Origin of the sequence: Reichenbachiella agariperforans, assembly GCF_900142205.1 — a bacterium.
In the GTDB taxonomy this organism is placed as follows: Bacteria; Bacteroidota; Bacteroidia; order Cytophagales; family Cyclobacteriaceae; genus Reichenbachiella; species Reichenbachiella agariperforans.
Genome location: NZ_FRAA01000006.1, coordinates 221639 through 247536 on the forward strand (window position 1 = coordinate 221639; position 25898 = coordinate 247536).

At 42.0% G+C, this 25898-nt stretch carries 24 protein-coding genes; 15 read left to right on the forward strand and 9 right to left on the reverse strand.

The window, feature by feature from the left end; all coding sequences use genetic code 11:
* Nucleotides 1-30 precede the first annotated feature (30 nt).
* The 4 genes from BUB99_RS15515 to BUB99_RS15530 form a co-directional block, all read right to left on the reverse strand.
* Nucleotides 31-753 carry a tyrosine-protein phosphatase gene (locus BUB99_RS15515; protein ID WP_073123944.1) on the reverse strand — a complete coding sequence of 241 codons (723 nt, stop codon included), beginning with the start codon at nucleotides 751-753 and terminating at the stop codon, nucleotides 31-33.
* A complete protein-coding gene (locus tag BUB99_RS15520) occupies nucleotides 753-3137 on the reverse strand; it encodes a GumC family protein (protein WP_073123946.1) in 2385 nt (794 codons plus the stop codon). The genes BUB99_RS15515 and BUB99_RS15520 overlap by 1 nt, the downstream gene beginning before the upstream one ends.
* The gene (locus tag BUB99_RS15525; RefSeq protein ID WP_245816851.1) at nucleotides 3138-3905 is read right to left on the reverse strand and encodes a polysaccharide biosynthesis/export family protein; all 768 of its coding nucleotides are present in this window, start codon (nucleotides 3903-3905) and stop codon (nucleotides 3138-3140) included. It abuts the gene before it with no gap.
* A gap of 99 nt (nucleotides 3906-4004) precedes the next feature.
* Complete coding sequence (locus BUB99_RS15530; protein WP_073123948.1) at nucleotides 4005-5111, reverse strand: glycosyltransferase family 4 protein; 1107 nt, start codon at nucleotides 5109-5111, stop codon at nucleotides 4005-4007.
* A 77-nt stretch (nucleotides 5112-5188) separates the two neighbouring features.
* Between BUB99_RS15530 and hflX the strand changes: the two genes are divergently transcribed.
* Nucleotides 5189-6358 (forward strand): GTPase HflX, encoded by a 1170-nt coding sequence (hflX, locus tag BUB99_RS15535; RefSeq protein ID WP_073123950.1) that lies wholly within the window; start codon nucleotides 5189-5191, stop codon nucleotides 6356-6358.
* Here the strand turns inward: hflX and BUB99_RS15540 are convergent.
* Entirely contained in the window at nucleotides 6355-6936 is a 582-nt protein-coding gene (locus BUB99_RS15540; protein WP_084190591.1) for an FISUMP domain-containing protein, read from the reverse strand. The two genes, hflX and BUB99_RS15540, sit on opposite strands and share 4 nt — an antisense overlap.
* A gap of 256 nt (nucleotides 6937-7192) precedes the next feature.
* Here BUB99_RS15540 and BUB99_RS15545 point away from each other — a divergent pair, with 256 nt between their 5' ends.
* The 9 genes from BUB99_RS15545 to rodA all read left to right on the forward strand — a co-directional run bounded on the left by BUB99_RS15545 (nucleotide 7193) and on the right by rodA (nucleotide 16485).
* Nucleotides 7193-7861 (forward strand): hypothetical protein, encoded by a 669-nt coding sequence (locus tag BUB99_RS15545; RefSeq protein WP_073123955.1) that lies wholly within the window; start codon nucleotides 7193-7195, stop codon nucleotides 7859-7861.
* Nucleotides 7862-7868: 7 nt separating this feature from the next.
* Nucleotides 7869-8741 (forward strand): geranylgeranylglycerol-phosphate geranylgeranyltransferase, encoded by an 873-nt coding sequence (locus BUB99_RS15550; RefSeq protein WP_073123957.1) that lies wholly within the window; start codon nucleotides 7869-7871, stop codon nucleotides 8739-8741.
* 1 nt (nucleotide 8742) lies between these two features.
* The gene (gene purN, locus BUB99_RS15555) at nucleotides 8743-9324 is read left to right on the forward strand and encodes a phosphoribosylglycinamide formyltransferase (protein ID WP_073123959.1); all 582 of its coding nucleotides are present in this window, start codon (nucleotides 8743-8745) and stop codon (nucleotides 9322-9324) included.
* A 75-nt stretch (nucleotides 9325-9399) separates the two neighbouring features.
* The gene (purH, locus tag BUB99_RS15560) at nucleotides 9400-10926 is read left to right on the forward strand and encodes a bifunctional phosphoribosylaminoimidazolecarboxamide formyltransferase/IMP cyclohydrolase (protein ID WP_073123961.1); all 1527 of its coding nucleotides are present in this window, start codon (nucleotides 9400-9402) and stop codon (nucleotides 10924-10926) included.
* A 106-nt stretch (nucleotides 10927-11032) separates the two neighbouring features.
* On the forward strand, nucleotides 11033-12061 hold the full coding sequence (locus BUB99_RS15565; RefSeq protein WP_073123963.1) for a rod shape-determining protein: 1029 nt from the start codon (nucleotides 11033-11035) through the stop codon (nucleotides 12059-12061).
* A gap of 3 nt (nucleotides 12062-12064) precedes the next feature.
* Nucleotides 12065-12913, forward strand: coding sequence for a rod shape-determining protein MreC (gene mreC, locus BUB99_RS15570; protein ID WP_073123965.1), 849 nt, complete (start codon nucleotides 12065-12067; stop codon nucleotides 12911-12913).
* Nucleotides 12906-13421 (forward strand): hypothetical protein, encoded by a 516-nt coding sequence (locus BUB99_RS15575; RefSeq protein ID WP_073123967.1) that lies wholly within the window; start codon nucleotides 12906-12908, stop codon nucleotides 13419-13421. Before mreC ends, BUB99_RS15575 begins: the two co-directional genes overlap by 8 nt.
* Before the next feature lie 2 nt (nucleotides 13422-13423).
* Nucleotides 13424-15223: a peptidoglycan D,D-transpeptidase FtsI family protein gene (locus BUB99_RS15580; RefSeq protein WP_073123970.1), complete on the forward strand. Its 1800-nt coding sequence runs from the start codon at nucleotides 13424-13426 to the stop codon at nucleotides 15221-15223.
* A gap of 35 nt (nucleotides 15224-15258) precedes the next feature.
* Entirely contained in the window at nucleotides 15259-16485 is a 1227-nt protein-coding gene (rodA, locus tag BUB99_RS15585; RefSeq protein WP_245816852.1) for a rod shape-determining protein RodA, read from the forward strand.
* Between the two features lie 5 nt (nucleotides 16486-16490).
* On the opposite strand, the gene BUB99_RS15590 is transcribed toward rodA, so the two are convergent.
* Entirely contained in the window at nucleotides 16491-17735 is a 1245-nt protein-coding gene (locus BUB99_RS15590) for a hypothetical protein (RefSeq protein WP_073123974.1), read from the reverse strand.
* Nucleotides 17736-17766: 31 nt separating this feature from the next.
* Here BUB99_RS15590 and BUB99_RS15595 point away from each other — a divergent pair, with 31 nt between their 5' ends.
* From BUB99_RS15595 to chrA, 5 genes are all read left to right on the forward strand, one after another.
* Complete coding sequence (locus BUB99_RS15595; protein WP_073123976.1) at nucleotides 17767-18093, forward strand: 2Fe-2S iron-sulfur cluster-binding protein; 327 nt, start codon at nucleotides 17767-17769, stop codon at nucleotides 18091-18093.
* Nucleotides 18094-18096: 3 nt separating this feature from the next.
* Nucleotides 18097-18702 (forward strand): thymidine kinase, encoded by a 606-nt coding sequence (locus BUB99_RS15600; RefSeq protein ID WP_073123978.1) that lies wholly within the window; start codon nucleotides 18097-18099, stop codon nucleotides 18700-18702.
* A gap of 59 nt (nucleotides 18703-18761) precedes the next feature.
* On the forward strand, nucleotides 18762-19454 hold the full coding sequence (gene recO / locus BUB99_RS15605) for a DNA repair protein RecO (RefSeq protein ID WP_073123980.1): 693 nt from the start codon (nucleotides 18762-18764) through the stop codon (nucleotides 19452-19454).
* Between the two features lie 73 nt (nucleotides 19455-19527).
* The gene (locus BUB99_RS15610) at nucleotides 19528-20499 is read left to right on the forward strand and encodes an isopenicillin N synthase family dioxygenase (protein WP_073123982.1); all 972 of its coding nucleotides are present in this window, start codon (nucleotides 19528-19530) and stop codon (nucleotides 20497-20499) included.
* Nucleotides 20496-21695 (forward strand): chromate efflux transporter, encoded by a 1200-nt coding sequence (gene chrA, locus BUB99_RS15615; RefSeq protein WP_073123983.1) that lies wholly within the window; start codon nucleotides 20496-20498, stop codon nucleotides 21693-21695. The genes BUB99_RS15610 and chrA overlap by 4 nt, the downstream gene beginning before the upstream one ends.
* 318 nt (nucleotides 21696-22013) lie before the next feature.
* On the opposite strand, the gene BUB99_RS15620 is transcribed toward chrA, so the two are convergent.
* The 3 genes from BUB99_RS15620 to BUB99_RS15630 are packed head-to-tail and all read right to left on the reverse strand — an operon-like array spanning nucleotide 22014 to nucleotide 25884.
* On the reverse strand, nucleotides 22014-22565 hold the full coding sequence (locus BUB99_RS15620; protein ID WP_073123986.1) for an OmpH family outer membrane protein: 552 nt from the start codon (nucleotides 22563-22565) through the stop codon (nucleotides 22014-22016).
* A 14-nt stretch (nucleotides 22566-22579) separates the two neighbouring features.
* The gene (locus BUB99_RS15625; protein WP_245816853.1) at nucleotides 22580-23185 is read right to left on the reverse strand and encodes an OmpH family outer membrane protein; all 606 of its coding nucleotides are present in this window, start codon (nucleotides 23183-23185) and stop codon (nucleotides 22580-22582) included.
* A 14-nt stretch (nucleotides 23186-23199) separates the two neighbouring features.
* A complete protein-coding gene (locus tag BUB99_RS15630) occupies nucleotides 23200-25884 on the reverse strand; it encodes a BamA/OMP85 family outer membrane protein (RefSeq protein WP_073123988.1) in 2685 nt (894 codons plus the stop codon).
* Between the last annotated feature and the right edge of the window lie 14 nt (nucleotides 25885-25898).

Sequence of the window (25898 nt, forward strand, 5' to 3'; positions counted from 1 at the left end):
GTTTTCAGCGGTGTTTATCTATGCCTAGTGTTACAATGAGTTGTTGAGTAGTGAAAGTTGCCCTGCCTTCTTGAAATATTTTGTTTTCATGGCCTTTTGATAATTGGCTAGGTGTTGCTCATGATGGATATCAGATCCGATGAAGTGTACTTGCCCTTGTTTGACAAGGTGCTCAGCTGTTTTTTTTGCTTCTTTGGAGTAATAACCAATGAAGGAGCTGGAATTGATTTGTAGTTTGACACCCATATCGATGATGGGTTGGATCAGACTATAGTTTTCTTGGAGGTACTGATATCGCTCTGGGTGAGCTAGGATAGGGGTGAACCCCTTTGCTCGTAGTTTAAAAAACACCTCTTCTAATTGCAGAGGCTTGTTCATAAAAGCTGTTTCTACCAGTATGTATTGGTTGCCAAAGGTGAGTAATTCTGTGTCATCATCAATCGCTGCGATGAACCAATCGTCTATATAGTATTCTGCTCCTGCTATTACTTTAGCCTTAATATCGGCCTCTGTGAGCCGCTGATTTAACTCTTCTACCCCGGCTAAGATTGTCTCAGGCTTATTGGGGTAGTAGTCGTTGATGATGTGTGGTGTCGTTATGATTTTGTTAACACCTAATGCATAAAGCCCTTGAATAATATTTAATGATTGCTCCCAAGATTTTACTCCATCATCGATCCCTGGGATGAGGTGTGAATGGAGATCTGTATGAATTGAGGGCTGTGGTTTTCGATGGTTAAACCAATTGATCATTATGATTTTTTTCTAAAGAAGCTTCTTTTTTTAGATTTAACGGTTTCTTCATAGTAGCCTGATGTGCCACCTGAGCCGTATCCATAGCCATAGGTTCCTTTGTTACTAGCGGAGTTGAATATGACGGACATGTTATGAAATTTGTTGTTTCTAATCAGTCCGTGTACAGACTTAAGGTAGGATCGTTTAGAATAGTTGGCACGAACTACATAGAGCGGAAGGTCACTTTTCTTCATCACAAGTATACCATCGGTCACTAGTCCCACTGGTGGTGTGTCTAACATGATGATGTCAAACTTTTCTTTTAGTTCAGATATAAATTCATCGTACCGTTTGCCGAGCAATAGTTCTGAGGGGTTCGGAGGTGTCGGGCCAGCACTGATATAGTGCAGATCTTCTACTTCGGTCGTATTGAGACATTCATCAACCGTGTTTTTGCCGATGAGAATGGTACTAACACCTTTGCTCGTTTCTTGTTTTCCGAAAGCCAAGTGAACCTTAGGCTTACGCATATCTAGATCGATGACTACCACTTTGAGTCCTGAATAAGCAAATATGGCTGCTAGATTGACCGTGATAAAAGTTTTCCCTTCTCCACTAACTGTAGAAGTGATGGAGATGATTTTCCGGCCATTGCCAGAGGACATGAACTCCATGTTGGTACGGATAGATCGCAGTGCCTCACTCATAGATGACTTAGGGTTGTTAGATACCACAAGTCTAGTCGTAGGGAGTTTTTCTGCCCTATACTTTGGCACTACGCCGAGTAGTGGAGCCATTAGGTGTTTCTCGAGCTCGCGCGAATTTGAAATTTTGTCATCACTGATGTAAGCAATCGCGCCAAATAGAAAACAAATCACTAAACTGATGATTGCGCCAGCACCATAGATGATTAATTTTTTTGGCTTTATTGGTTCGTTGGGCATGGAGGCTGGAGAGAGAATAACAAAGTTGGTGACAGTACCTGCCTTAGCAATCTCTAGCTCTATCTTACTGTGGATGAGAGAGAAATAAAATTCTTCTTGTAAGGAATGAAGCCTGCGGTTTTTGTTGTAGGAGGTTCCCATAGAAGGGAGTTCTGCAAAGTTACTTTCAAGGAATTTGCGTTTTTCGGCCAGCTCTTTTTGCGTCGAGATTAGGTTGTCTAGGTAAGAGGTAAGTCTAAATTTTGCAGAATTTTGGCTGATTTCTAACCTTTGATTTAAACGTTGTATGACTTGTGTGTTCTCATTGTAACTTTCGAGTTTTAACATTCTTTCATTTTTCAGCTTGTTGTAGTCGACCAACAACTGCATGATTTCTTTGGGCATGTCTACTGGGCTGATAGGGGTGCCCTCGTCTAGTTGCTCGGAGGCTAGTTCGATGGCAGTGATTTGATTTCGGATTTTGAAACGCTGCGAGTCGAGTTGATTAAGTAACTGAATGGTATTGTTCAGGTCTCTGGACAAGTCTGTGGTTCGGTTTTGGATGGTGAACTTCTCAAAGTAGTCTTCATATTGTTCTAATTCGACTTGTGTTTTTTTCATCTGTCTATCAAGGAAAGAGATTTTTTGCTCTACTGCTAGATTTTTGGCCGCCTTAGTGAAGTTCAGATATATCGTGTCTATTGCTTGGAGTAGACTTTTTGCTTTGTATTTGTTAGGGTCAGAGAGGGCTATTTTTATGGTGTTTGCGTTGAAGTTAATAGGCTCTACGACGATGTTTTTTTGAAAATAATTAATCAGAGCATCTTCACTATTGATGATGAAATAGAACTCTACAAGGTTCTTTTGTGATGCAAAATTGCTGGTCTTTTGGATGGTGAGTTCTCCAAGTCTGTGGGAGATCATTTCTCCAAACTTGTATTTGGGCCTCCCTTCTGTCTGATCATGATCTAGGCTGAGATAAAAATGGTTGTCCCCTACAAATTCTATGTAGATACGGCGGTCTAGTAGCTCTGAGCTCAGTTCATTGTACAATACCTGAAATGGAGAGTTGCCGTAACGCTCATCTGAGAGGTGGCTTCTTCCTGGGCGGAAATAAGACACATCCATGCCCACGGCATTAACTACTTGACTAGCAAATAATCTAGATTTCAGAATTTCTATTTCCCCAGAAAGTCCTTTGATGTCTTGATCCATTGGGTTTTGTATCCCCAATATGCCAGCCTCACTTTTGATGTCGAGTTTTAGAATAGACTCGGAGCTATAGATGGGCTTGGTATAGCGGACATAGAGTACGGTACTGGCGTTGATGAGTAATAGAATGAGTAGCATCCAGATGACGTTTTTGACAAAAACCTGCTTGATTTTGTCAAAATCCAAATCATCAAGTGGTGAGCCACTACTATCAGCGTTCTGATTGTTGGTTTGGTTGAGGACGTTATGTTCTGGCGAAAAATTCAATTATTTTAGGTTTTGAAGTACCAATACGAGTGCTAGGGTACTACTGAGCAAGCTTAGAACAGGTGCAATGTCTTTGGTAGCCTGTAGCCATGGTCTTCTCCATGGTTCGATATATATGACATCTCCAGGTTCCATGTTGATCATGGTGTCGGTCATTCCATGGATAGTGCTCAGGTTGATTTGGTACACTTCGGGCTTGTTGAGAGCACCTCTGATTATTTTAATGTTTTGCGCTTTCGCCCCTAACTCTAGACCTCCTGCGAGTGCTAAAACCTCGAGTAAACTCATATTTTCATTGGTGAGAGGGATGAGTTGGCCACCTACAGCACCGAGAACGATGACTCTTTTATTGCTGTAGCTTAGCTTGACAAAAGCGTCTTTATAGTACTCGTCGAAACGTTCTTCTAGAAGTTTTTCCGCTTGGTTGAGGGTTAGGCTATCTAGGTGTATTTGTCCGACAATGGGTATCTTGACAGTGCCATCTTTTTGTACGAGATAGGAAAGCTCTTCACGCATGCGCTGGTTGTTGCCCGTCATGCCTTGTTGCAGTTCGTTGTTAGGATCAATGAGTCGCTCACCTTTGTTGGTGTATACATCTATCTCTAAGTAGTCGTTGGTTTGGATGACGTAGTTGCGCTCAGCATGGAGTATGGCTGTTGATAGTTGAGCTTCGGAAAATTTCGAATCCAGCTTGAACATAATGTCTTGCTTGTATGCCTTGCAGGAGCATAAAAAGGCGAGTAAGATCAATGTTATGGTTTTGTTCAAGTACGTGTCAATTTTGTAGTGTGCAATTTTATTAAATGCCCTGAAGTACAGCAAATAAAAGGAGTAATATACCTGAGAATAGCTACTTCTTTTCTCTTCTTAGGAGAGAATCTTGTATGTCTCGGTTAGATAATGATTTATAATGATCGATTCATCAAATTTTTTCTCTACCAGTTTTCGGCCTGCTTTCCCCATTTCTACGAGTGTGTCATGGTCTAGGGTGAGCATTTTTTCTAGCTTTTTTTGTAGATCTGTAGTGTTTTTGACCATGCACAAATATCCGTTTTGTCCATCGATGATGACTTCTCTGCATCCAGGTACATCCGTCGTGACGATAGGCTTACTCATGGCGGAGGCTTCTAGTAGTGTCTTTGGGGTCCCTTCTCGGTATGAGGGGAGTACGACACAGCTGCAGGGCTCTATGGTCGCCTTGACTTGATCACTGGTGCCTAGGTAGCTTACAGATCCATCGTCTATGTAAGTCTGAAGAGTACTGGCACTGAGGCCTCTAGCATGACCTTCATCGAGTTGCCCCAGTAGCTGGAAGGTGACTTCAGGGTGTGTTTTTTTGAGTTCCCGAGCAGCATCTAGGTATTCAATGATTCCTTTGTCTAAGATTAGACGTGCAATCATGAGGAAGGTAAATGGGGTAGTAACCAGCTCCTGTTCAGATTTGAATTCGGATAGATTAATACCCGACCCTGGTAGTAGTTTTGTTTTGAGTCTAGGTAGCTTAATTTGATCGGTAAAATCCTTTCTGTCGTCTTGATTTTGAAAGAAAACTAATTCGACTTTTTGGAAGGCTTGTCTATAGAGAAGCTTGGCTATACGAGGGGTGATTCCTTTGTTTAGAAATACAGTACCTAAACCGCTAACATTGTTGATGACTGGGATGCTGAGTGATTTAGCAGCCATTGATCCATAGATGTTTGGTTTGACGGTGTACTGGTAGATGATGTCAGGTTTTTCTTCTCGATAGATTGTCTTGAGTTGAGTGTATAGTTTTAGGTCTTTGATGGGGTTAGAACCCGTATTGTTCATGGTGACGTCTCGGTAGATGCACCCCATGTCGATGAGTCGTTGGGAGAATTCATCTTTGGGTGCCACGGCAATGATTGTATGACCTTGTGCCAATAGTACTCTGATCAGTCCTGACCTAAAGTTGTATATATTCCAAGACGTATTGACGGTAATGGCAATTCTCATGAATGGATTCTTCAAGGATTTGATGTAAAACTATACTAAATCCAGATAATTGATGAATTTTGTAAAAAAATCAAAGAATGGGAGATTATTATCTAACAGAGAAGGAGACAGAACGAGCGGTGTTAGTGGCATTGTCACCACAGAAACAATCTGAGGAGAAAACACAAGAGTATTTAGACGAGCTGGAATTCCTAGCAAGTACGCTGGGTATAGAGACTTCTAAGACCTTCGTGCAAAAGTTAGATAAGCCAGACATTCGGAGTTTTGTAGGGAAAGGTAAGTTGGAGGAGATTCATACCTATGTGGTAGATCGTGAGATTAATATTGTGATCTTCGATGATGACTTGACGCCATCGCAGTTGCGTAATTTGGAGCGTGATCTTGAGGTTAAGATTTATGATCGTAGTTTGTTGATTCTTGATATTTTTCTCAAAAGAGCAAAAACGGCTCAGGCAAAGACTCAAGTGGAACTAGCGAGATATCAATACCTGATGCCTCGATTGACTAGAATGTGGACGCACCTAGAGCGTCAGCGTGGAGGGACTGGTACCAGAGGTGGAGCAGGTGAAAAGGAGATAGAGACGGACAGAAGGATGATTCGGGATCAAATTGCCGTTTTGAAAAAGAAGCTGGAGAAAATAGATAAGCAAGGAGAGACTAGGAGAAAATCTAGAGAGGGTGTAGTACGCGTAGCATTGGTGGGGTATACCAACGTGGGTAAGTCTACTATTATGAAGATGCTCTGCAAGGAAGAAGAAATATACGCCAAGGATGAGCTTTTTGCGACGGTAGATTCTACGGTCAGAAAAGTAGTGATCAATACCGTGCCTTTCTTGTTGTCAGATACGGTTGGGTTCATTAGAAAACTACCTCATAACCTGATAGAATCGTTTAAGTCTACCTTGGAGGAAGTGAGAGAAGCAGATATTCTCCTACACGTAGTTGATATTTCTCATCCATCATTCGAAGAACAAATGACGGTGGTGAATGATACCTTGACTGAGCTAGGTGCTGGGGATAAAGAGATGATCGTGGTTTATAACAAGATAGATCAACTTGGATCTCCTGAAGAAGGAGGCTTTGATTTTTCGTCTGGTATAGACACGACCTCTACGAGTAAAACCAATATATTTATATCGGCAGTGAAAAAACAGAATGTAGCGGAGTTTAGAAGGATGCTCTTTGAGAAAGTCAAAAAGCACCACTTACAGATATATCCTAATTACTTAGCACCAGACTACTATTAGTAGTCCTTTACGCATCTACAGCTGTTCATATTACGCGCACTGATTACATCGTGTGATACTTCGTCATAGTCAGCATAAAGCGATATCAAACCTGCAGTCCTTTTATCACCGAGTTCTGCATCCCAGAGATGGGCAGTTTTGCTGATGTCACTAAACTGACCCTCTACGTTTGAGAAGCCCCCCATAATGATGCCTAGATTGCTGGAACCACCCTCTTTGAGGTGCTTTCCTGCAGTCTTGTATCCGCCATAGGCGATCATGAGTTCTTGCCATTCGAGCTGAGTAGAGAGATGCCAGTTTTCTGGACATGCAGATTTAGCATCTACCCAGTTGTACAAACGACCGAACTTGCCACAGTAGGCGGGGTAGTTCTTGTAACAGACCGAATTTTCCATTTCAAAATTCAGGTTTTCGGCCATCCATTCTCTTTCGATAAAAATCCCACCTTCTAGTTCGATTTGTAGTTTCACAGTCTTATACACTTTTCCGTCACGAGCATCGGTCATCGTACTCATCTCTTGGCCGTAGGAGCTTAGTGTGGTTGTGAAAATTATCAGCAACAGTAATAATTTTTTCATAGGATTTAATTGAGTTCTCTTATTTAGGTATAATTCCAGTTCTTAATAATTTGAATTATGCTAAGTATAGTTTTACGTAGCACGCCCAAAAATATAAAATTTTCTAGCAATCTGTGGTGATTTTGTGCTTTCTTGGGTTCTAGCTTAAATTTAAGCGATAAAATAGCACATTTCGAAGTGTATTTTCACCTTAAGCTATGCTAAATTGCATGGATCGATGAACTACACACCATTGACGACCAAAAAAACATAGCTGATGACAGACGAAAGTTCAAGCTCTCATAACCCTATAATTACCTTGGTTGTAATTACACTGTCCATCGTTGCGCTTCACCTTTCGGTAATTAATACGCATACGGAAGAAAAGGTGACCCACCAACGTGTCATTATAGACGAGGAGGGGAATGTGCAGCCTATAGAAAATTACAGTTTATTCATAGACAGCGGAAAGACAATTAACCAGCCTCACAAGGTTAAAATACTCAAGACCAAACCTGAGGCAAAGCTCAAACCTGTGAAGGATCTGAATACAGATTCTTTGTTTTATGCAGAACTGATGCGACAATCTCCAGAGTACGGCTCTCCCGTCAAAAAGACAATCATTCGGTACTATGTTAAAGATAAAGACGCAGACAAGGTGTATGGATTGGAAAAGTATGGGTTTTATATCCATGAGAGGCCTTCTCCTTTGCGAGCGAGCGATCAATCCAACGCCATGTACGTGGGAGACTCTGTGAGTAATGCCGATGTGTTACTCGTCGGTTACACTCTGATTCGTGCGGGTTTGGAGATTAAGACCATTTCTTTTTCGAGAGCGCACGCTGGATGGAAGTCGAATTCAATAGAAATAGGTACAGATACTACCGCTACGGATTTGCCTCCACTGACCTTGAGCGACCTCAAGCAGGACTGGGGCAATATGTAGGATATATATGCCAATCAAATCTCATTTTAGATTACTAATCGATGCGCTCAAACTGAGCCGTGTCAATAATCTTTTCATCATCGGATGCACGCAGTACGCTGGAGCGGTGTTTGTGCTCGGGCGCAATCAAAATCCATTCGACCTATTGATGGATGCTCGATTGCTCGGATTGGTAGTAGCGACTATGATTGTAGCGGCCAGCGGATACTTTATCAATGACTACTACGATATTAAAATAGACCTCATCAATAAGCCCAACAAAGTGATCGTTGGGAAAAACATCAAACGAAGACCTGTGATGCTGGCTCACCTTGGTATGAATACCGCTGGTATATTACTAGGTGTATGGGTGTCGGTATGGGTGGGGTTGGTTAATTTGGTCTGTGCGGTATTGCTATGGTGGTATTCGAATCAGTTGAAAAGACTACCTTTTGTGGGGAATTTTGTCGTGGCACTGATGACCGCAGCGACATTGCTGGTATTAGGCGTGTTTTACCAGCGGTTTGATTTGTTGCTTTTTGTGTATGCCTTTTTTGCCTTTGGGATTACATTGATTCGTGAGGTGATCAAGGATATAGAAGATATGGAGGGAGACGAACGATTCGGTGGTGCAACATTACCTATAGTCATAGGTATGAGGAAAACAAAATATGTGTTATATGTACTCATGGTGGCTTTCTTTTTTGCGCTGTGTTACTTTTTGTATCGTTTGGCCAGTTTGGAAATGACCATTTATTTTTCAATCATGGGGTTGTTTTATGTTCACTTTATTGGACTACTGGTACGCGCGGATACAAAAATTGCCTTCACGCGTTTGAGTAATTATTGTAAGTGGCTTATTGTTGCAGGCATATTCAGCATGGCTATTCTTTATATATAATATGGGCAAGATAAAAATCGCAATATTCGCATCTGGTAGTGGTTCTAACGCCGAGCAAATCACAAATTATTTCTCAGGTCATGACCAGATAGAGGTCGTGCTCATCTTGTCTAATAAACCTACTGCCTATGTGCTAGAGCGAGCTGCCAAACTGGGGGTTCCTTCACAGGTTTTCGATCGTCCGACATTTTATCAAAGCGAGAACGTGTTAGATAGTTTACGTACGCATGAGGTAGACTACATCGTGCTGGCGGGTTTTCTTTGGTTAGTTCCCCAATATTTGATAGAAGCCTACCGTGAGAAGATGATCAACATTCATCCGGCTCTCTTGCCTAAGTATGGAGGGAAAGGTATGTATGGAGATCGGGTGCACCGTGCAGTGATAGCGGATCAGGAGACCGAAAGTGGGATCACGATTCATCTCGTAGATGAGGTCTATGACAATGGCCGGATATTGTGTCAGGAGCGTGTCAGTTTAGTAGCAGATGATACGCCTGATAGCCTTGCCGAAAAAATTCACGAATTAGAATACGCTTATTTTCCTAAAGCTATCGAGTCTTATCTTCTAGAACATAAAGGCTAGGGAATCTTTAGAGAGAACACTATGCGTCTGTCAATTAAATAAGTAGCTTTGCAGCTTATTTTTTAAGCAGAGAAAATGGGTTCTAAAAAAATCAAATCCGCACTTATTTCAGTCTTTCACAAAGACAATTTAGATCAGTTGGTTAAAGTTTTGGCTGACAATAATGTTCAGCTTTATTCTACAGGAGGTACGCAAAAGTTCATCGAAGATTTGGGTATAGCCGTGACACCTGTCGAAGAGATCACAGACTATCCGTCTATATTTTCTGGTCGTGTCAAAACACTTCATCCTAAAATTTTCGGAGGTATTCTAAACCGTCGAGACAATGAAAGTGACAAAGAAGAGAAAGCGACGCATAGCATTCCAGATATTGATTTGGTCGTAGTGGATTTGTACCCATTCGAAGCTACAGTGGCTAGCGGAGCACCCGAAGCAGAGATTATAGAGAAGATAGATATCGGAGGGATTTCGCTCATTAGAGGTGCGGCTAAGAATTTTAATGACGTACTGATCGTTTCGTCAATGGAGCAGTATGCAGAAACAGTTGATATACTTTCTGCTCAAAACGGAGAGACAACTTTAGAGCAGAGAAAGAGATTTGCTACCAAAGCATTTGATATCTCATCTCACTACGATAGTGCGATATTCAATTACTTTAATCAGGGAGGCCAAGAGGATGTTTTCAAAGAAAGTATTCGTCAGGCTTCTCCATTGAGATATGGAGAAAACCCTCATCAGCAGGGCGCTTTCTTTGGGGATTTGAATGAACTGTTTGACAAACTGAACGGTAAGGAGCTTTCTTACAACAATCTCGTCGATGTAGACGCTGCGGTTAACCTCATTAGAGAATTTGAAGGAGAGACAGCGTTTGCAATCATCAAGCATACTAACGCTTGTGGTGTTGCCAAAGGGACATCAGTAAAGGAGGCCTATCTTAGAGCATTATCATCTGATAATATTTCGGCCTTTGGTGGAGTGCTTGTTACCAATGCGAAAGTAGACATGGCTGCTGCAGAAGAAATTAACAAGTTGTTTTGTGAGGTGCTTATCGCTCCAGAGTATGACGAAGAGGCCGTAACGCTTTTGAAGTCTAAAAAGAATAGAATTATCCTCAAGATCAAGCCTGTTGCTACGAGCAAGAAGCAATTCAAGACGCTTCTTAATGGTGTGATCATGCAAGATGCAGATCTGAAAACCGATGTAGCGGAAGATCTGAAAACAGTAACTAAAACAGCACCTACGCAGGAGCAAGTGGAGGCCATGCTTTTTGCATCTAAAGTCTGTAAGCATACCAAGTCTAATACGGTGGTGTTTGCGAACAAGGACATGATGCTATCGAGTGGGACTGGTCAGACCTCTAGAGTCGATGCACTCAACCAAGCGGTAGAAAAAGCGGCAACTTTCGGGATGGAGCTAAAAGGAGCTGTGATGGCATCCGATGCATTTTTCCCATTCCCAGACTGTGTTGAATTTGCAGACAATGCAGGGGTAGTAGCGGTGATTCAGCCTGGTGGATCGATTAAGGATCAACTGTCAATCGACTACTGTGACGAGCACGGAATGGCGATGGTCATGACAGGTACGAGGCACTTTAAGCATTAAGGAATACAAATAATATATTCGTAGTTGTATAATGTTGATTGAGAGTTAAATTGTGCGTAATTTGTCACAATCCACTCAATATAAAATTTTTGATTAAGCTATCAGTATGGGATTTTTAGATTTGTTTTCGAGCGACATTGCCATTGACTTGGGTACCGCTAACACGTTGATTATTAGTAGAGGACAAGTGGTTGTAGACGAACCTTCAATTATTGCTATCGATAAAGCTAAAAACAAGGTGTTGGCTATCGGGCGTGAGGCCATGCAGATGCATGAAAAAACGCATGAAAGCATAAAGACCATACGTCCTCTCAAAGACGGTGTGATCGCAGATTTTCAGGCAGCCGAATCTATGATCCGTGGTATGATCAAAATGATCGACAAGGACAAAAGAAGATTATTTCCTGTTTCACATCGAATGATTGTCTGTATCCCATCAGGTATTACCGAAGTGGAAAAAAGAGCAGTAAGAGATTCGTGTGAGCATGCAGGCGCCAAAGAAGTATATATGATCCATGAGCCAATCGCCGCGGCGATTGGAATAGGGATAGATATTGAAAGACCTGTTGGTAGTATGATTGTAGATATTGGAGGGGGGACGACAGAGATTGCGGTGATTGCCCTGTCGGGTATCGTATGTGATCAATCGATCCGTGTAGCGGGAGATGCTTTCAATAAGGATATTTTGGATTACATGAGACGTCAGCATAACCTGCTCATCGGTGAGCGAACTGCTGAGAAAGTGAAAATCAACGTGGGTTCAGCTCTAACAGAGTTGGATGAGGGGCCTGAGGATTTTGATATCCGAGGTAGAGATTTGATGACAGGGATTCCTAAAGTGATCAAATTATCTTATTCAGAAGTGGCGTTTGCAATTGACAAATCGGTTTCTAAAATAGAAGAGGCTGTGCTCAAAGCACTAGAGATAGCACCACCAGAGTTGTCGGCAGATATCTATGACAATGGGATCTACCTAACGGGCGGAGGAGCTTTGCTCAGAGGGCTAGACAAGCGTCTGGGACTGAAAACAAAACTGCCGATACACATCGCAGAAGATCCGCTAAAGGCCGTCGTAAGAGGTACTGGTGAGGCGCTTAAAAACATCGAAGCTTTCAAGGCTGTATTAATGTCATAGTAAATGAACAGACTCCTTCAGTTTCTATTCAAGTATAGAACACTACTGGTGTTCATTGTCTTGGAGGGAATCTGTTTTTTCGTGATTGTTAAAAGCAACAGCTACCATAGTGCGACGTATTTTACTTCGTCAAATCAGGTGGCTGCATCCCTATATAAAACGTCTTCGTCGGTCACCAATTATTTTTCTCTCCTAGAGCGAAATAATGAATTAATAGCAGAGAATGCTATGCTTCGTCAGCAGCTATTGGATTTTGGAGATACTTCGACCTTGCCTTTGATTACTGCTGTGACAGATACTTTGGATAGCAGTATGGTTACTCAAACTCCCGCGCTACATGCACGTGTGATAGACAACTCCGTTTTCTTCCGAAACAACTACTTGACGATTGACCGAGGGCTGGCTGATGGCGTGAAAGAACGCATGGGCGTGATCAGTTCTAATGGTATCGTGGGGCAGGTTAAATATGTCTCGGAGCATTATGCGACCGTGGTGTCGTTGTTACATGGACGGGCGATGATTTCTGCCAAACATGGCTTGTCCAATGGGCTCTGTACGATCTCATGGAGTGGCGAAGATCCAGAGTATGCCGATATAGAATATTTCCCAAGGCACATTGCGCTTAATGTGGGGGACTCTATTGTGACTTCTGGGTACAATTCGATTTTTCCAGAAGGGGAGTTGATAGGTACAGTGAGTGAAGTACACTTAGAAGATCAAGCGACTTTTTATGATGCACAGATTAAGCTAGCTACTGATTTTTACAGACTGAAACATGTCTATTTGTTGTCTTTGCCAGACAAAATGGAAATAGATTCTTTGATCCAAATAACGACTCGAGAGGATGGGTAGATTTAGAGTTTTCGAGGGATTACTGGGTGTTTTCTTGCTCTTACTAGGGCAGGTATTGTTGTTCAAGAACATGGTGCTCTTTGACGTAGCTTTTTGTTTTGGTTATTTGATGATCTTGCTGTTGATCCCTGTAGACACTGGAGCTATTATTCAGCTCATATTGGCATTCATCGTGGGTATGATTGTCGATGTTTTTTATAATACGCTAGGTATGCATGCTGCGGCTTGTTTGGGTTTGGTGTATCTAAAAATGTACTGGTCTCGAGTGATGACACCTAGTGGAGGCTATGACGCGGGAGCCAAAATCAATATCCGAAATCAAGGTTTTCGATGGTTTGTGATGTTTGCCTACCCTTTGATATTGATTCATAGTTTACTGATATTCTTTATAGAGGCAGCAGGGTTTTCGATGTTTTGGAAGACACTTAGTACTGCATTTTATACCTCTCTGTTTACGTTAGCCATGATATTGATTATTCAGTATTTGTTTTATCGAAAGATCAAATAGGGATGCATGATGATAGAAAATATATCGTCAGGATCTTCATCGTACTGATCGCTGCGACCTTTTTGGTCAAGTTATTTTTTATTCAGATTTTGGATGAAAATTATAAAGCAGCAGCAGAAAACAACATCATCCACAAGGTCGTCGAATATCCCTATCGCGGGTTGATCTATGATAGAAATAACCAGCTCATCGTACACAATGAGCCAATATTCGACCTGATGGTCATTCCCAAAGAGGTCTTTATTCCCGACACTTTGGCATTTTGTAAGTTGTTTAGGATCACCCGAGAGGATTTTGATGCGACGATGAACAAGGCCAAGAGGTACTCTTATATTCAGCCTTCACAGTTTGCTAAGCAAATTTCTAGTGAGTGGTTTGCCTCTATTTCGGATCAAATGACGGGTGTAAAGGGATTCTACCCCGAAGCACGGACGATTCGCGGTTACAGTTTTGACAACCTCAGTAATGTTCTCGGGTACATCGGGGAGATCAACCAGAGGCAATTACGAGCGGACACAACGAACTACTATCGACAGGGAGATTATCTTGGTATCACGGGTATAGAGTCTTCTTACGAGAATGAGTTACGTGGTAAACGTGGTGTAGAGTACAAAATGGTGAACGTTCGAGGCGTGGATCAAGGCTCATTCAAAGATGGAGAATTGGATACCCTTTCTATACCTGGCGATGATTTATTATTATCAATAGATTTGGATTTACAGCGATATGCCGAGAAGCTGATGGAGGGGAAGACTGGTAGTGTGGTAGCGATCGAACCCTCGACAGGAGAGATATTGGCTTTTGTTTCTGCACCGACTTATAAACCCAGTTTACTAAGTGGCCGTGAGTTTAGTAGCAACTATGGAAAGCTAACTCAGGACAGTCTGAAGCCACTTTTTAACCGCCCATTAATGGCGATGTATCCACCAGGGTCTATTTTTAAAGTAGTGCAAGGGCTCATAGCCCTAGAGGAAGGTGTGGTCACTGCCAACGAACAAATTTACTGTGACAACAGCTTGATAGGGGATCATGCTCCTCCTGGGTACTACGATATGCGAAAGGGAATCATGTATTCGTCTAACAATTATTTTCTCAAAGTATTTAGAAGGATTATCAATCAGCATCCAGAACTGAGTCAATTCGAACAGGCTCCTATTGGATTGAAGAATTGGAAAGAGCAGATGCACAAATTTGGTTTGGGAACTCCCCTAGGTGTGGATCTCCCTAACGAAAAGGCGGGACAAGTGCCAGGTCCACAGCTGTACAATAGGATTTATGGAACTGGGAGATGGAAGGTGTCGAATCTGAGTTCGCTTAGTATTGGCCAAGGAGAAACGTTACTCAACCCGATTCAGATGGCTAATCTAGCAGCGATTATGGCCAATCGGGGGCATTACTATAGACCTCATGTGGTCAAGTCGGTAGGTTCTACGAAATATTTGGATCCCTATTATTCTGAGAAAATCGAAACGGGGATTAAGCCAGAGCATTTTCAAGTAGTGATAGAGGGAATGCAACGGGCACTAAGTGGTACAGCAGGCCGTGCTATTATCAAAGATATTGAGATATGTGGCAAGACAGGGACGGTTCAGAACCCACATGGCGAGGATCATTCTACCTTCATGGCGTTTGCACCTATGGAGCAACCGAAGATTGCTATATCGGTATATGTAGAAAATGCCGGCTGGGGAGGTAGGGCTGCAGCCTCGATTTCGAGTTTGATGATAGAGTCCTACATCAAGGGAGAAATAACCCGCCAGTGGCTTGAGGATTTTGTATTAAAAGGGGACTTTTTGTATTGAGAGGAGATAGCGTATTAGATCGAATTGATTGGACAGTGGTCCTACTATACTTTGCCATGGTGATACTAGGCTGGGTGAATATCTATGCAGCAGTCTATGAAGAAGAGCTGGCATCTAGTATGTTCTCTTTGTCTTTCAATCCCGGTAAGCAGCTGGTATGGATAGGTACTTCTATTCTGCTGATCATTGGTGTGATTAGTCTGGACTACAAATTTTTTGACTCCTTTGGTTATATAATCTATGGTGTGATGGTGTTTTTGCTTATCGCGGTACTCTTGTTTGGACGTGAAGTCGCTGGATCTACGTCATGGTTTCAGATCGGTGGCTTCAGGTTTCAGCCATCTGAGTTTAGCAAGTTCGCCACAGCTTTGGCATTAGCGAAATACCTAGGTGATATTCATGTCAAGATGACGAATGTCAAGACACAACTGATTGCTGCGGGTATTATGTTTTTGCCTATGGTACTAATCGTCATGCAGGGGGATACTGGTTCTGCTATGGTATTTGCTGCGTTTGCTATTATACTGTTTAGAGAAGGGCTCTCCCCGATTTATTTTATACTGGCGATTGGATTAGTTGTCTTGTTTGTGCTGACACTTTTGGTGAGCAAAACTGTAATCTTTATTACGGCAGGTGTACTTTGTTTGGTGATAATCGGAGCATCGGTGAAGCACCCGAAACGCATTTTGATCACTGTGGTAGTAGGTTTTGGAATTTTTGCAACGGTGACGAGTGTAGACTTTATTATGAAAAATGTTCTGAAACCTCATCAGCGTAGTAGGGTCGTATCATTGATCAATCCTGACGCAGACCCCTTAGGTGCTGGATGGAATGTGACACAGTCTAAAATTGCGATAGGATCGGGTGGATTTTTTGGGAAAGGATTTTTACAAGGAACTCAGACCAAGTTTGATTTTGTGCCAGAGCAAAGTACAGATTTTATCTTCTGTACGCTGGGAGAAGAATGGGGCTGGATGGGTAGCTTGGTGATGGTTGTTTTATTTGTGACCCTACTGATACGAATTTCAATTATCGCCGAACGACAAAAGACACAATTTGCTCGTGTATATGGCTATGGCGTGTTGGCCGTTATTTTCTTTCACTTCGCTGTGAACATAGCCATGACCATAGGTTTGTTTCCGGTAATTGGTATTCCCCTCCCATTTTTTAGCTACGGGGGGTCGTCCCTCTGGTCATTTACTGTTTTGCTTTTTATTCTACTTGCTTTAGATGCCAATAGGATGCAGGTACTAGTGAGATAGCGTATTTATCTAAAGCGTTTAAAGATCACTTTTAGCAGCTCTTTCACCTCATCAGAGTTCATGTCCCAAGCGTATTTTTTAGCATAGCTTTGAACGAGTAATTCTACTGATGCATCAAAAGACTTGCTTGTCTCCATTTGGTAAAGAGCCTTTTCATAGTCTTTTTCGTTTCCTTCGAATAGATCTTTGATGAACAGGTAACGCTGATTGATACTGATAGAGCTGACCAACTCTGGCGTAGGTTTGGACTCATGGGATGAGGCGATCGTTGCTTGCTCTCCTGATTCTTCGTAGCGCTGGTGTAGTGTACGTATGTCTTGTGGAGCAAACTGCTCATTCAAGTTAGGCTTAGATGAAGTGCCTTTTTTCTTAGGTTTTTCTTCTACAGGAGTTTCAGGTTCAAATGTGGTTGGTGCAACCTCTGGCTCGAACTCCTCTACCATCGAGTCTTCTTCATAGATTGGACTAGGCCTTTCTTCAGGCGCTGTGATGAGTTCCTCTTTTTGTGGCTCTGGTTCTATCGGTTCTGGTGAGACATGAACGGGTTCTTCGGGTAGCTCTTCTAGCGTATCAAAGAAATTTACTTCTTCTGCTGTCTCAGGCTCGGAGGCTACTGGCTCTACAGGCGTTTCTTTTTCTAGGAGATCAAAAGGAGTCACGGTATTGAAGAGTATCTCTATTTCCTGTTGCTCTTCTTGATTGAGCGCGTAATTTTCTACCCCGTTTTTAATTACACTTTTTAGAACAGGTGCATCTGTTGACATGCCCTTTTCCAGATTTTGTATGATCGCATCGTACAGGTCTTTATAGAGCTTGATATATTTTCCTAGATTTTTTAACTCTTGGATTAGATCAGTAGAATTCAGTTTGGTAGCTTCTTGTAGCAGATAATCACTCGGCGTATAGAGGTAGTCTATGGTTTCTGTGACAGCCCGCTCTAGTAGTGGTCTTAGATCTTCCTTTTGGATATGAATGTGCTTGGATAGCGTATTGACCAACGTGTGAAGGGCATGACTCACCTCTTCGTTTTGGTAGTTAAAATATGGGCTTTTGAATTTTTTGGTCTCCTCCTGCCATTCCTCAAAAAGTACCTTTAAAATAAAGAAGTTAACTTGTTTGATGGAAGTGAGAGAAATGATTTGTTGCCCGCTGATTGCTTCGTTTTGTCCGAAAAAATCGTCCAATATGAGCTGGCTATAATCGTGAATGAAGGAGTGTTTGGCTTGGGGATTTAATTTGCTACCGTGCATAATAATTGCTTCTTTTGTAAAGTTATAGAATATGCTGAGAATCGTTATACAAAACCTTCACAAGAAGGAAATTTTCACCAACGACGAAGATAAAAACCTTTTAGAACTGATCCATCAAAACCATGTGGATTGGATGTTTGCCTGTGGAGGCAAAGGTCGGTGTACGACCTGTCGTGCTATCGTGCTACAAGGTTCAGACCAGCTTTCGGAATTATCCCCTGTGGAAGAAAAATTTAGGGCTAATAGTCGCCTTCAGCCTAACGAAAGGCTAGCATGTCAATGCTCCGTGCTGGGAGATGTTGTGATCAAGGTGGCGGAAGAAAATAAATTTATGCATCTCGAATATTCGGAAGATTAAGCTATGTTCATAGAACCAGGGATTGATCAGGGAGGAGCTATGGGTGCCAAGTCATCAGGTTGGATAGAGGTGATTTGTGGGTCTATGTTTTCAGGCAAAACAGAGGAACTGATTCGTAGGCTCAACCGTGCCGTGATTGCCAATCAAAAGGTTGAGATTTTCAAACCTGCTATAGATACGAGATATCATGATACGAATGTGGTGTCGCATAATGAAAACTCCATACGATCGACCCCAGTGCAGTTTGCCGATGATATCCTGCTGTTGACAGGTAACTCAGATGTGGTGGGGATAGACGAAGCGCAGTTTTTTGACAAGGAACTGGTAGCCGTATCACGTAAGCTGGCCAACTCAGGTAAGCGCGTAATCATAGCTGGTTTGGATATGGACTTTGAGGGAGAGCCATTTGGGCCTATTCCAGCACTAATGGGCATAGCTGAGTATGTCACCAAAGTCCGAGCGATTTGTATGAAGTGCGGGAGTGTCGCTTCGTTTTCGTATCGGCTGTCAGCGACCAAGGACAAGGTGATGTTGGGGGAGAAGAATGTGTACGAAGCGAGATGTAGAAAATGTTTCTATGAGGATTTTGATCCCAAAGAAAAATTATGAGCTATATGGTCGTGTGTCAGTTGCTGAATTGGAATTTCGCTAGGTCAAATTTTTAGCACATGCTACATAAGACGAAAGGAATAGTTCTCAACTATATCAAATACCGCGAAAGTTCGATCATCGCACGCATCTATACTGACGAATTCGGTTTACAATCCTATATCATCAATGGGGTGAGAAGCCAGAGATCGAAGAAGGGCCTGGCGCTGCTACAGCCTCTTACACTATTGGAAATGGTAGTCTATCACAAGGACAACAAGGTCGATCAGCTGCAGCGAATATCAGAGTACAAGTCTGCCTATACGCTTTCGAGTATCCCATTTGAGGTCAAGAAGTCGTCTATCGCTCTCTTTGTGACGGAGCTGCTGCACAAAGTCCTCAGGGAGGAAGATCAACGGGGAATAGTCTTCGAATTTTTATGTCATTTTATCATGCTGCTGGATCAGAGAACCAATGGATATGAAAGTATGCATGTGTATTTGATGGTCCACCTGACCCATTTTATTGGTTTTGGGATCCACCAAAAATCAGAACTCGAAAAGGACAACATACTCCAGCGTGTCAATACAGATTTTAATCAGATTTATGATAGTATATTGTATATGAACAATCATGATCTTAATGCTCCGCTAGTATTGGACAATAGGCTGAGGAAGGACTGTCTTAGTTATATGGTCAACTATTATGGTCAGCACATTGAAGGGTTTGGGGAACTAAAATCAATGACGGTGCTGTCACAATTGTTTAAGTAGTCTCCCTCAATCTGGTGAACATATATTAATTTAACAGTCGAAATGAACAACAACTACTTCAAATCAAAATGACATGAGTGAGCATCTATATGACGAGATACCGTCACTGGATTTGGCAGATTTTTTATCCACAGATCCAGACATTAAAGCCCATTTCGTAGCTGAACTGGGTCGTGCCTATACCAACATTGGTTTCGTGGCAATAAAAAATCATGGGTTATCTGATGCATTGGTTCAAAATCTATATCAATGTGTGCAGGATTTTTTTTCCCTGCCGACGGAGGTCAAAGAAAAGTACGAAGTGCCAGAGTTGTTTGGTCAGAGAGGATACATCGGCAAGGGCAAGGAGCACGCGAAAGGTAGAAAGACAGGGGATTTAAAAGAATTTTATCACGTTGGACAAATAGTAGAGGATGATGACCCCATCAAGGAACAGTATCCAGATAATATATGGCCTGCCGAAGTGGTCGCATTTGAGAATGTAGCGTCAGAGGCCTACAAAACCTTAGAATCGACGGGTAAAAATATGCTGCGAGCAATTGCGCTGTATCTTGATTTGGAAGAGGACTATTTCGAAAGTCGTGTACATAATGGCAACAGTATCCTGCGTCCGATTCACTATTTCCCAATAGACAACCCTGAGGAGATACCAGCAGATGCAGTACGTGCTGCGGAGCATGGTGATATTAATTTGATCACGCTACTGATGGGGGCTAGTGCGGATGGACTCCAGGTCAAGCGTAGAGATGACAAGTGGATACCTATTACCGCCCTGCCTGAGCAGATCATTGTGAATGTAGGAGATATGCTGGCTCGGCACACCAATGATGAATTGAAATCAACAATACATCGGGTGGTCAATCCACCAAGAGAACTGATGAGGACATCTCGTTTTTCTATTCCGTTCTTTATGCACCCAAGATCGGAAATGGATTTGACCTGTTTGCCTGGGTGTGTAGATGACGAACATCCAAAAAAATACGAAGATATCACTGCGGGAGAGTTTTTGCATCAGCGTCTCGCTGAGATTGGGTTGAAAAAATGACCATTAAGAAAGTTCGATATTATATTTTTTTAAGAGATGTGATCATCTTAGCTGTGACTGCATTCGGTGGCCCACAGGCTCATTTTGCTATGATGCTAGATATGATGGTCAAGAAGAGACGATATCTCGACGAGAAGGATTTTATAGAGCTCCATGCGCTTTGTCAATTTTTGCCAGGTCCTACCTCCACTCAGACACTTACCGCGATAGGCTTCAAGGTAGGAGGGCCAAATTTGGCATATTTAACACTCTTAGTTTGGATCATCCCTGCGTTTATCATTATGTCTACGGCTGGTGTGTTGATTTCGTCTTTGGAGGAGCATGATATATCGTTGAGTTTCACGAGGTATATACAGCCAACGGCGGTAGGGATCGTTAGCTACTCGGCATATATAATCATTAGAAAAGTGATTCACACTAGGTTGGCGATAGGTCTGATGATCGCTGCTGCTGTTAGTAGTTTTCTCATCCGTACACCCTATGTTTTTCCCGCTTTGATTTTAATCGGAGGGGCAATTACAGGGGTCAATTACAAACGTCAGCAAAAGGAAGAGAAGGAGGGGATCAATATAGAATGGGCTAATTTCTTTCTTTGGGGAGCTGTGTTATTAGGAGCTGCAGGTTTAGGTGCTGTGACACATTGGAGAGGAATAGATCTTTTTGAGAATTTCTATCGAATTGGTAGTTTGATATTTGGTGGGGGGCAAGTGCTCGTGCCGTTCCTGTTTACGGAGTTTGTAGAGTTCAAGGGGTATTTGTCATCAGAAGAGTTTTTGTCTGGCTATGCCTTGGTACAGGCAGTGCCTGGTCCCGTATTTTCTTTTGCTGGTTTTGTAGGGTCTGTATCTATGAGGGAGTATGGTGTTTTAGGTCAATATTTAGGCGGCTTTCTGTCTGCCGTGGGCGTATTTCTACCAGGTGCATTTTTGATCTTCTTTGTGATTCGTTTTTGGGATGAATTAAAGAAATTTAGAATTGTAAAGGCCTCCTTAGATGGAGTCAATGCAGTAAGTGCGGGTATGATTTTAGCAGCTGCTTTGTTATTGCTTTTACCACTGATAGATTTTTCTTTCCCTGGGTATGAGAGCTATCTTAACATTGGTATTGTCTTGTCTACCATTTTGGTTCTCATCTATACTAAGATCCCTGCACCTGTATTGATTGGACTTGGATTGATTCTAGGGATATTACTATAGTAATAAATTAGGAGATTGTCTTTGGCTAATACTATCATACTTGTTGTCTTGTACCAGTTGCGATTGTTTTGGATCAATCAATTATGCTAGAGTGAAATTCAATACCTGTTTAATTTGTTAGAGGGTGCGTGAGTGTTCGATATTCTATTGTTGCTCATGGAAACGCTATCTCTATACTGCATAGAAAAAGTATTTGAATAATGAAGCAATTCTCGGGAATATAGACTGCACTATTGTTTTGTTGGAAACGTGGCGCAGAAAAAAGGCCTTGTCTAACATCTGTTAAACAAGGCCCTAAAAACGTTTTGTAGCTTCTGATTAGTTACCTGCTCCGCCAGTAGTAGGAGGAGTGATGCCTAATTTCTTGAAAATTAAATCTGATACGTCAAATTTCTCATCAGCATCCAATAAAATATCAACGCCTGGTACACCTGTGCTGAATATAGCATCGAACCCTTGCTCAGTTCTAACAGCCTTAATCGCTGTTCCTATTTCCTCAAAAAGTGGCGCATACAGCTCGTTTTGCTTTTTTTGTAATGACACTTGCGCATCTTGTTGGAATTTTTCCAATCGCGCTTGTAGATTTTGCAATTCAGACTCTTTGTCAGCTCTCATGATGTCGGTCATTGTAGCAGCTCCTTGCTGATACTCTTGCAGTTTAGTTTGGAATTCTTGTCCTTTTGACTGCAATTGGTTTTGAAGCTGAGACTCGTAGGTTTTGTACTCAGAGTCTACTTGTTTAGCTTTTGGCATTTGGCTCAATATATATTCTACATTGGTGTATCCAAATTTGAAAGAGGTTGCCTGAGCTTGAACCCCAAGCGATACAGATACCAATACCAATACTGCGATTAATGATTTGATCTTCATATTTCTATCCTAAATTAGTTATTACTTATTACATCGTTTTTATCACCCAACCCTAATTCTTCTAACACATAATCCGTGTAGTCATGCACAGGATCGGTATATATCATGACTAGATCACCAGATTTGTCAAAAACAATCTGCAATCTATGAACTTTTGCTACTTTTTCTACTGATTCGAAAACTTTGTCTTGAACAGGTTTGATGAGTTCTTTCTTTTTGAGAAAAAACAAGCCTTCAAATCCGAATATCTTATTCTGATACTCTTTTACTTCGTTCCATTTTCGATCGATTTCCTTGTAACGATCATCTTTCATTTCCTTAGTTAGCAAGACTTCTTCTGCTTTTAAGGATGTCTCCAGCGCTTGGATTTCCTTGTACATTTCTTGTATTTCGGCCTCCCATGCTTTGGATAATTTTGCAATCTCTGCATTAGCTTCTTTGTATTCAGACATCTGACTTAGCACGTAATCCGTGTCTACGTAACCAAATTTTTGTGCCAAAAGCGCATTTGACTGACATAGAAGCAGTATTACAAGAATCGAACCGAAATTAATTATATTCTTCATTTTGCGCATCATAGGATTTAAAATTAGTCCATTGTTTGCTAATGATTTGTTCATTCTTGCTTTTTATTCTAGCGTAGGGTTTGGCCGATTGAGAAGTGAATCTGACCACCACTAGCCGACCCGTTCGGGTTGCTTGGGTCTGGATCGAAACCATAGCCCCAGTCAATGCCTAAGAGACCAAATGCGGGCATGAATATCCTGACACCAGCACCTGCCGAGGTGTAGAGGTTGTTAGGATTGTACTCTGTAAAGTCGAGCCAGTTGTTGCCCGCTTCTGCAAAACTCAATACATATATGGTTGCCGATGGGTTCAATGATACTGGATATCTCAGTTCGAAAACGAACTTGTTGTACAAAGTACCTCCTCTGATCACGTTACCATTGACTGTTTCGGTAGGAGTGATCGAGTTGTTGTCATACCCTCTGAGTCCAATGATATCATTACCCAAGAGGAAGTTAGAGCCTGTGAGACCGTCACCCCCGAGTTGGAACCTCTCGAATGGACCTATTCCTGTAGTACTTTGATATGATCCTAAATATCCCATGTGTGCTCGTGCAGATAGGACTAGGTTACCCGCTAGCTGCATGTAGTATTTGGCGTCAAACATCCATTTGTGATATTCTACCCATTTGTATCGGTCGTTGTTAGATGCAGATTGGTAGTCTAGGTCATTGAACAAAGAATACGGAGGAGTTAGTGCTAAACTCAAGCTGATTGATGACCCATTTCTAGGGTACATCGGGCTGTCGACACTATTCCTTGATAGCGTAGTAGTGAAGGTAAAGTTGTTTGCTATACCAGTTCCTTCATCAAAACCTAGGCTCTGCCCAAATCGGTAAAGGTTGTAGTTCGTGTAAGATACAGCGTTACTCAGTGTGAAATAGTCATCAGGCCACTTGAGTCGTTGTCCCAAACTAACTGTCACACCTGTTACCTGCATTGACCCTAGTATTTCTCTTCTGTTGTAGGGGTTGAGACTGCGTTGTACAGAATAGTTGTAGCTCACGCCGAAAGATTTCGGTTTTTTACCGCCTAACCAAGGTTCAGAGAAGCTAATAGAGTAACTCTGGAATTGGCGGCCATTGGCTTGCAATCTAAGAGACAGCTTTTGACCATCACCTACGGGGAGAGGTCTCCATTTGTCAAAGTGAGTCAAGTTTCTCAAAGAGAAATTGTTGAAAGTCAGTCCTAAGGTTCCTACAAACCCGAAAGATCCACCCCATCCACCGGATAGCTCGATTTGATCACTTGGTCTTTCTTCTAGTGACCATTCTATATCCACGGTCTCGTCTACAGGGTTTGGTATCGGATTAGGTGATACTGTTTCGGGGTTGAAGTAGCCAAGTTGTGATAGTTCGCGCTGTGTCCTGATAAGCTCCGATCTGCTGAATTTTTGTCCAGGAAGCGTTCTGAGTTCACGCATGATCACATGGTCGTTGGTACGGTCGTTACCTGTTACGTATACCTTACGTATAGTTGCTTGTGCCCCTTCGTAGATTCTCATTTCCACATCAATGGAGTCTCCTTCAATCTTGACCTCCACTGGATTGACGGAGAAGAATAGATACCCATTGTCCATGTACAGCGAACTGATGTCTGGGCCGTTCGGGTTATAATTTAGTTTCTTGTCCAGAGATTCCATATTGTAGATGTCACCTCGCTCTACACCCAAAATTTGATCAAGTGTTCTGTCATCATGGATAAAGTTACCCGTCCACGTGATCTCTCTAAAAAAGTACTGTTGACCAGGAACGATGCGTATGTCTATGTCAACAGAGTTCTCGTCTATGGTGACAATGGTGTCTTCTGCGATGTAGGCATCACGATACCCTTTGGAGTTGTAAAATGCAATAAGTGCCTCTTTGTCCTCTTTGTACTTTTCTTCTACGAATTTAGAAGATTTGAAAACGTTTAGTTTAACGTTTTCAATCACTAAGTTTATTAGTGGTTTAGTGAGACTGTACCATGCTGTGTCTTCTTCGTCTTTGATTTTTACACGTTTGTCTTTGGGCTTTAAGGCATTGATACCTGTCGCGATTAATGCTCCTGCGATTTTGAATCTTGGTCTTTCTCCAGTATTCTTCATTTTCCCTTTTAGTTTCATCTCAGGGAAGTTCTCATTGCCAACGAAATTGACGTTTCTGATTTTAACTTTTCTATTTTTTTCGATATCAATGTCTAACATGACACTATTGCTGATAATAGAGTCTTGGCTGTATCTGATATCTACTTGTGTGTTTAGAAATCCTTTTTCATAGAAGTACTTTTTGACAGTGAGTTCGCTGTTTTTGATAATAGCGTCTGTCATCACACGTCCTCGGATAAGGTTAATTTTCTCCCGTAGGTCAGACTCTTCACTTTTGGTAATACCATGAAAGTTGAATCGACTAAGCCTTGGACGTTCGGTTAGTTCAATAGTGAGGTAAATATTAGAGCCCTCTACTTTGGTGGCATAGATTTCTACATTACCGATTAGTCCTTGTTTCCAAAGTTTTTTGATGGCCTGAGTGATGTCATCACCAGGAATTTTCACTTTGTCACCGACTTTGAGCCCAGAGATGGATGTCAGCGCGATATGGTCGAGGTATTCGGCACCTACTACTTGGATTTCAGCGATAGTGTATTCTTTAGGGTTGGAATAGTTGATACGTACGGTATTTTCCGATTTGGTTCTACCGTAGTTGCCATACCTAATCTGCCCAAAAGCACCTGTGCATGTTATAAGAAGTATAAATAATAACTTGATTTTCATTGTATATGTGCCGA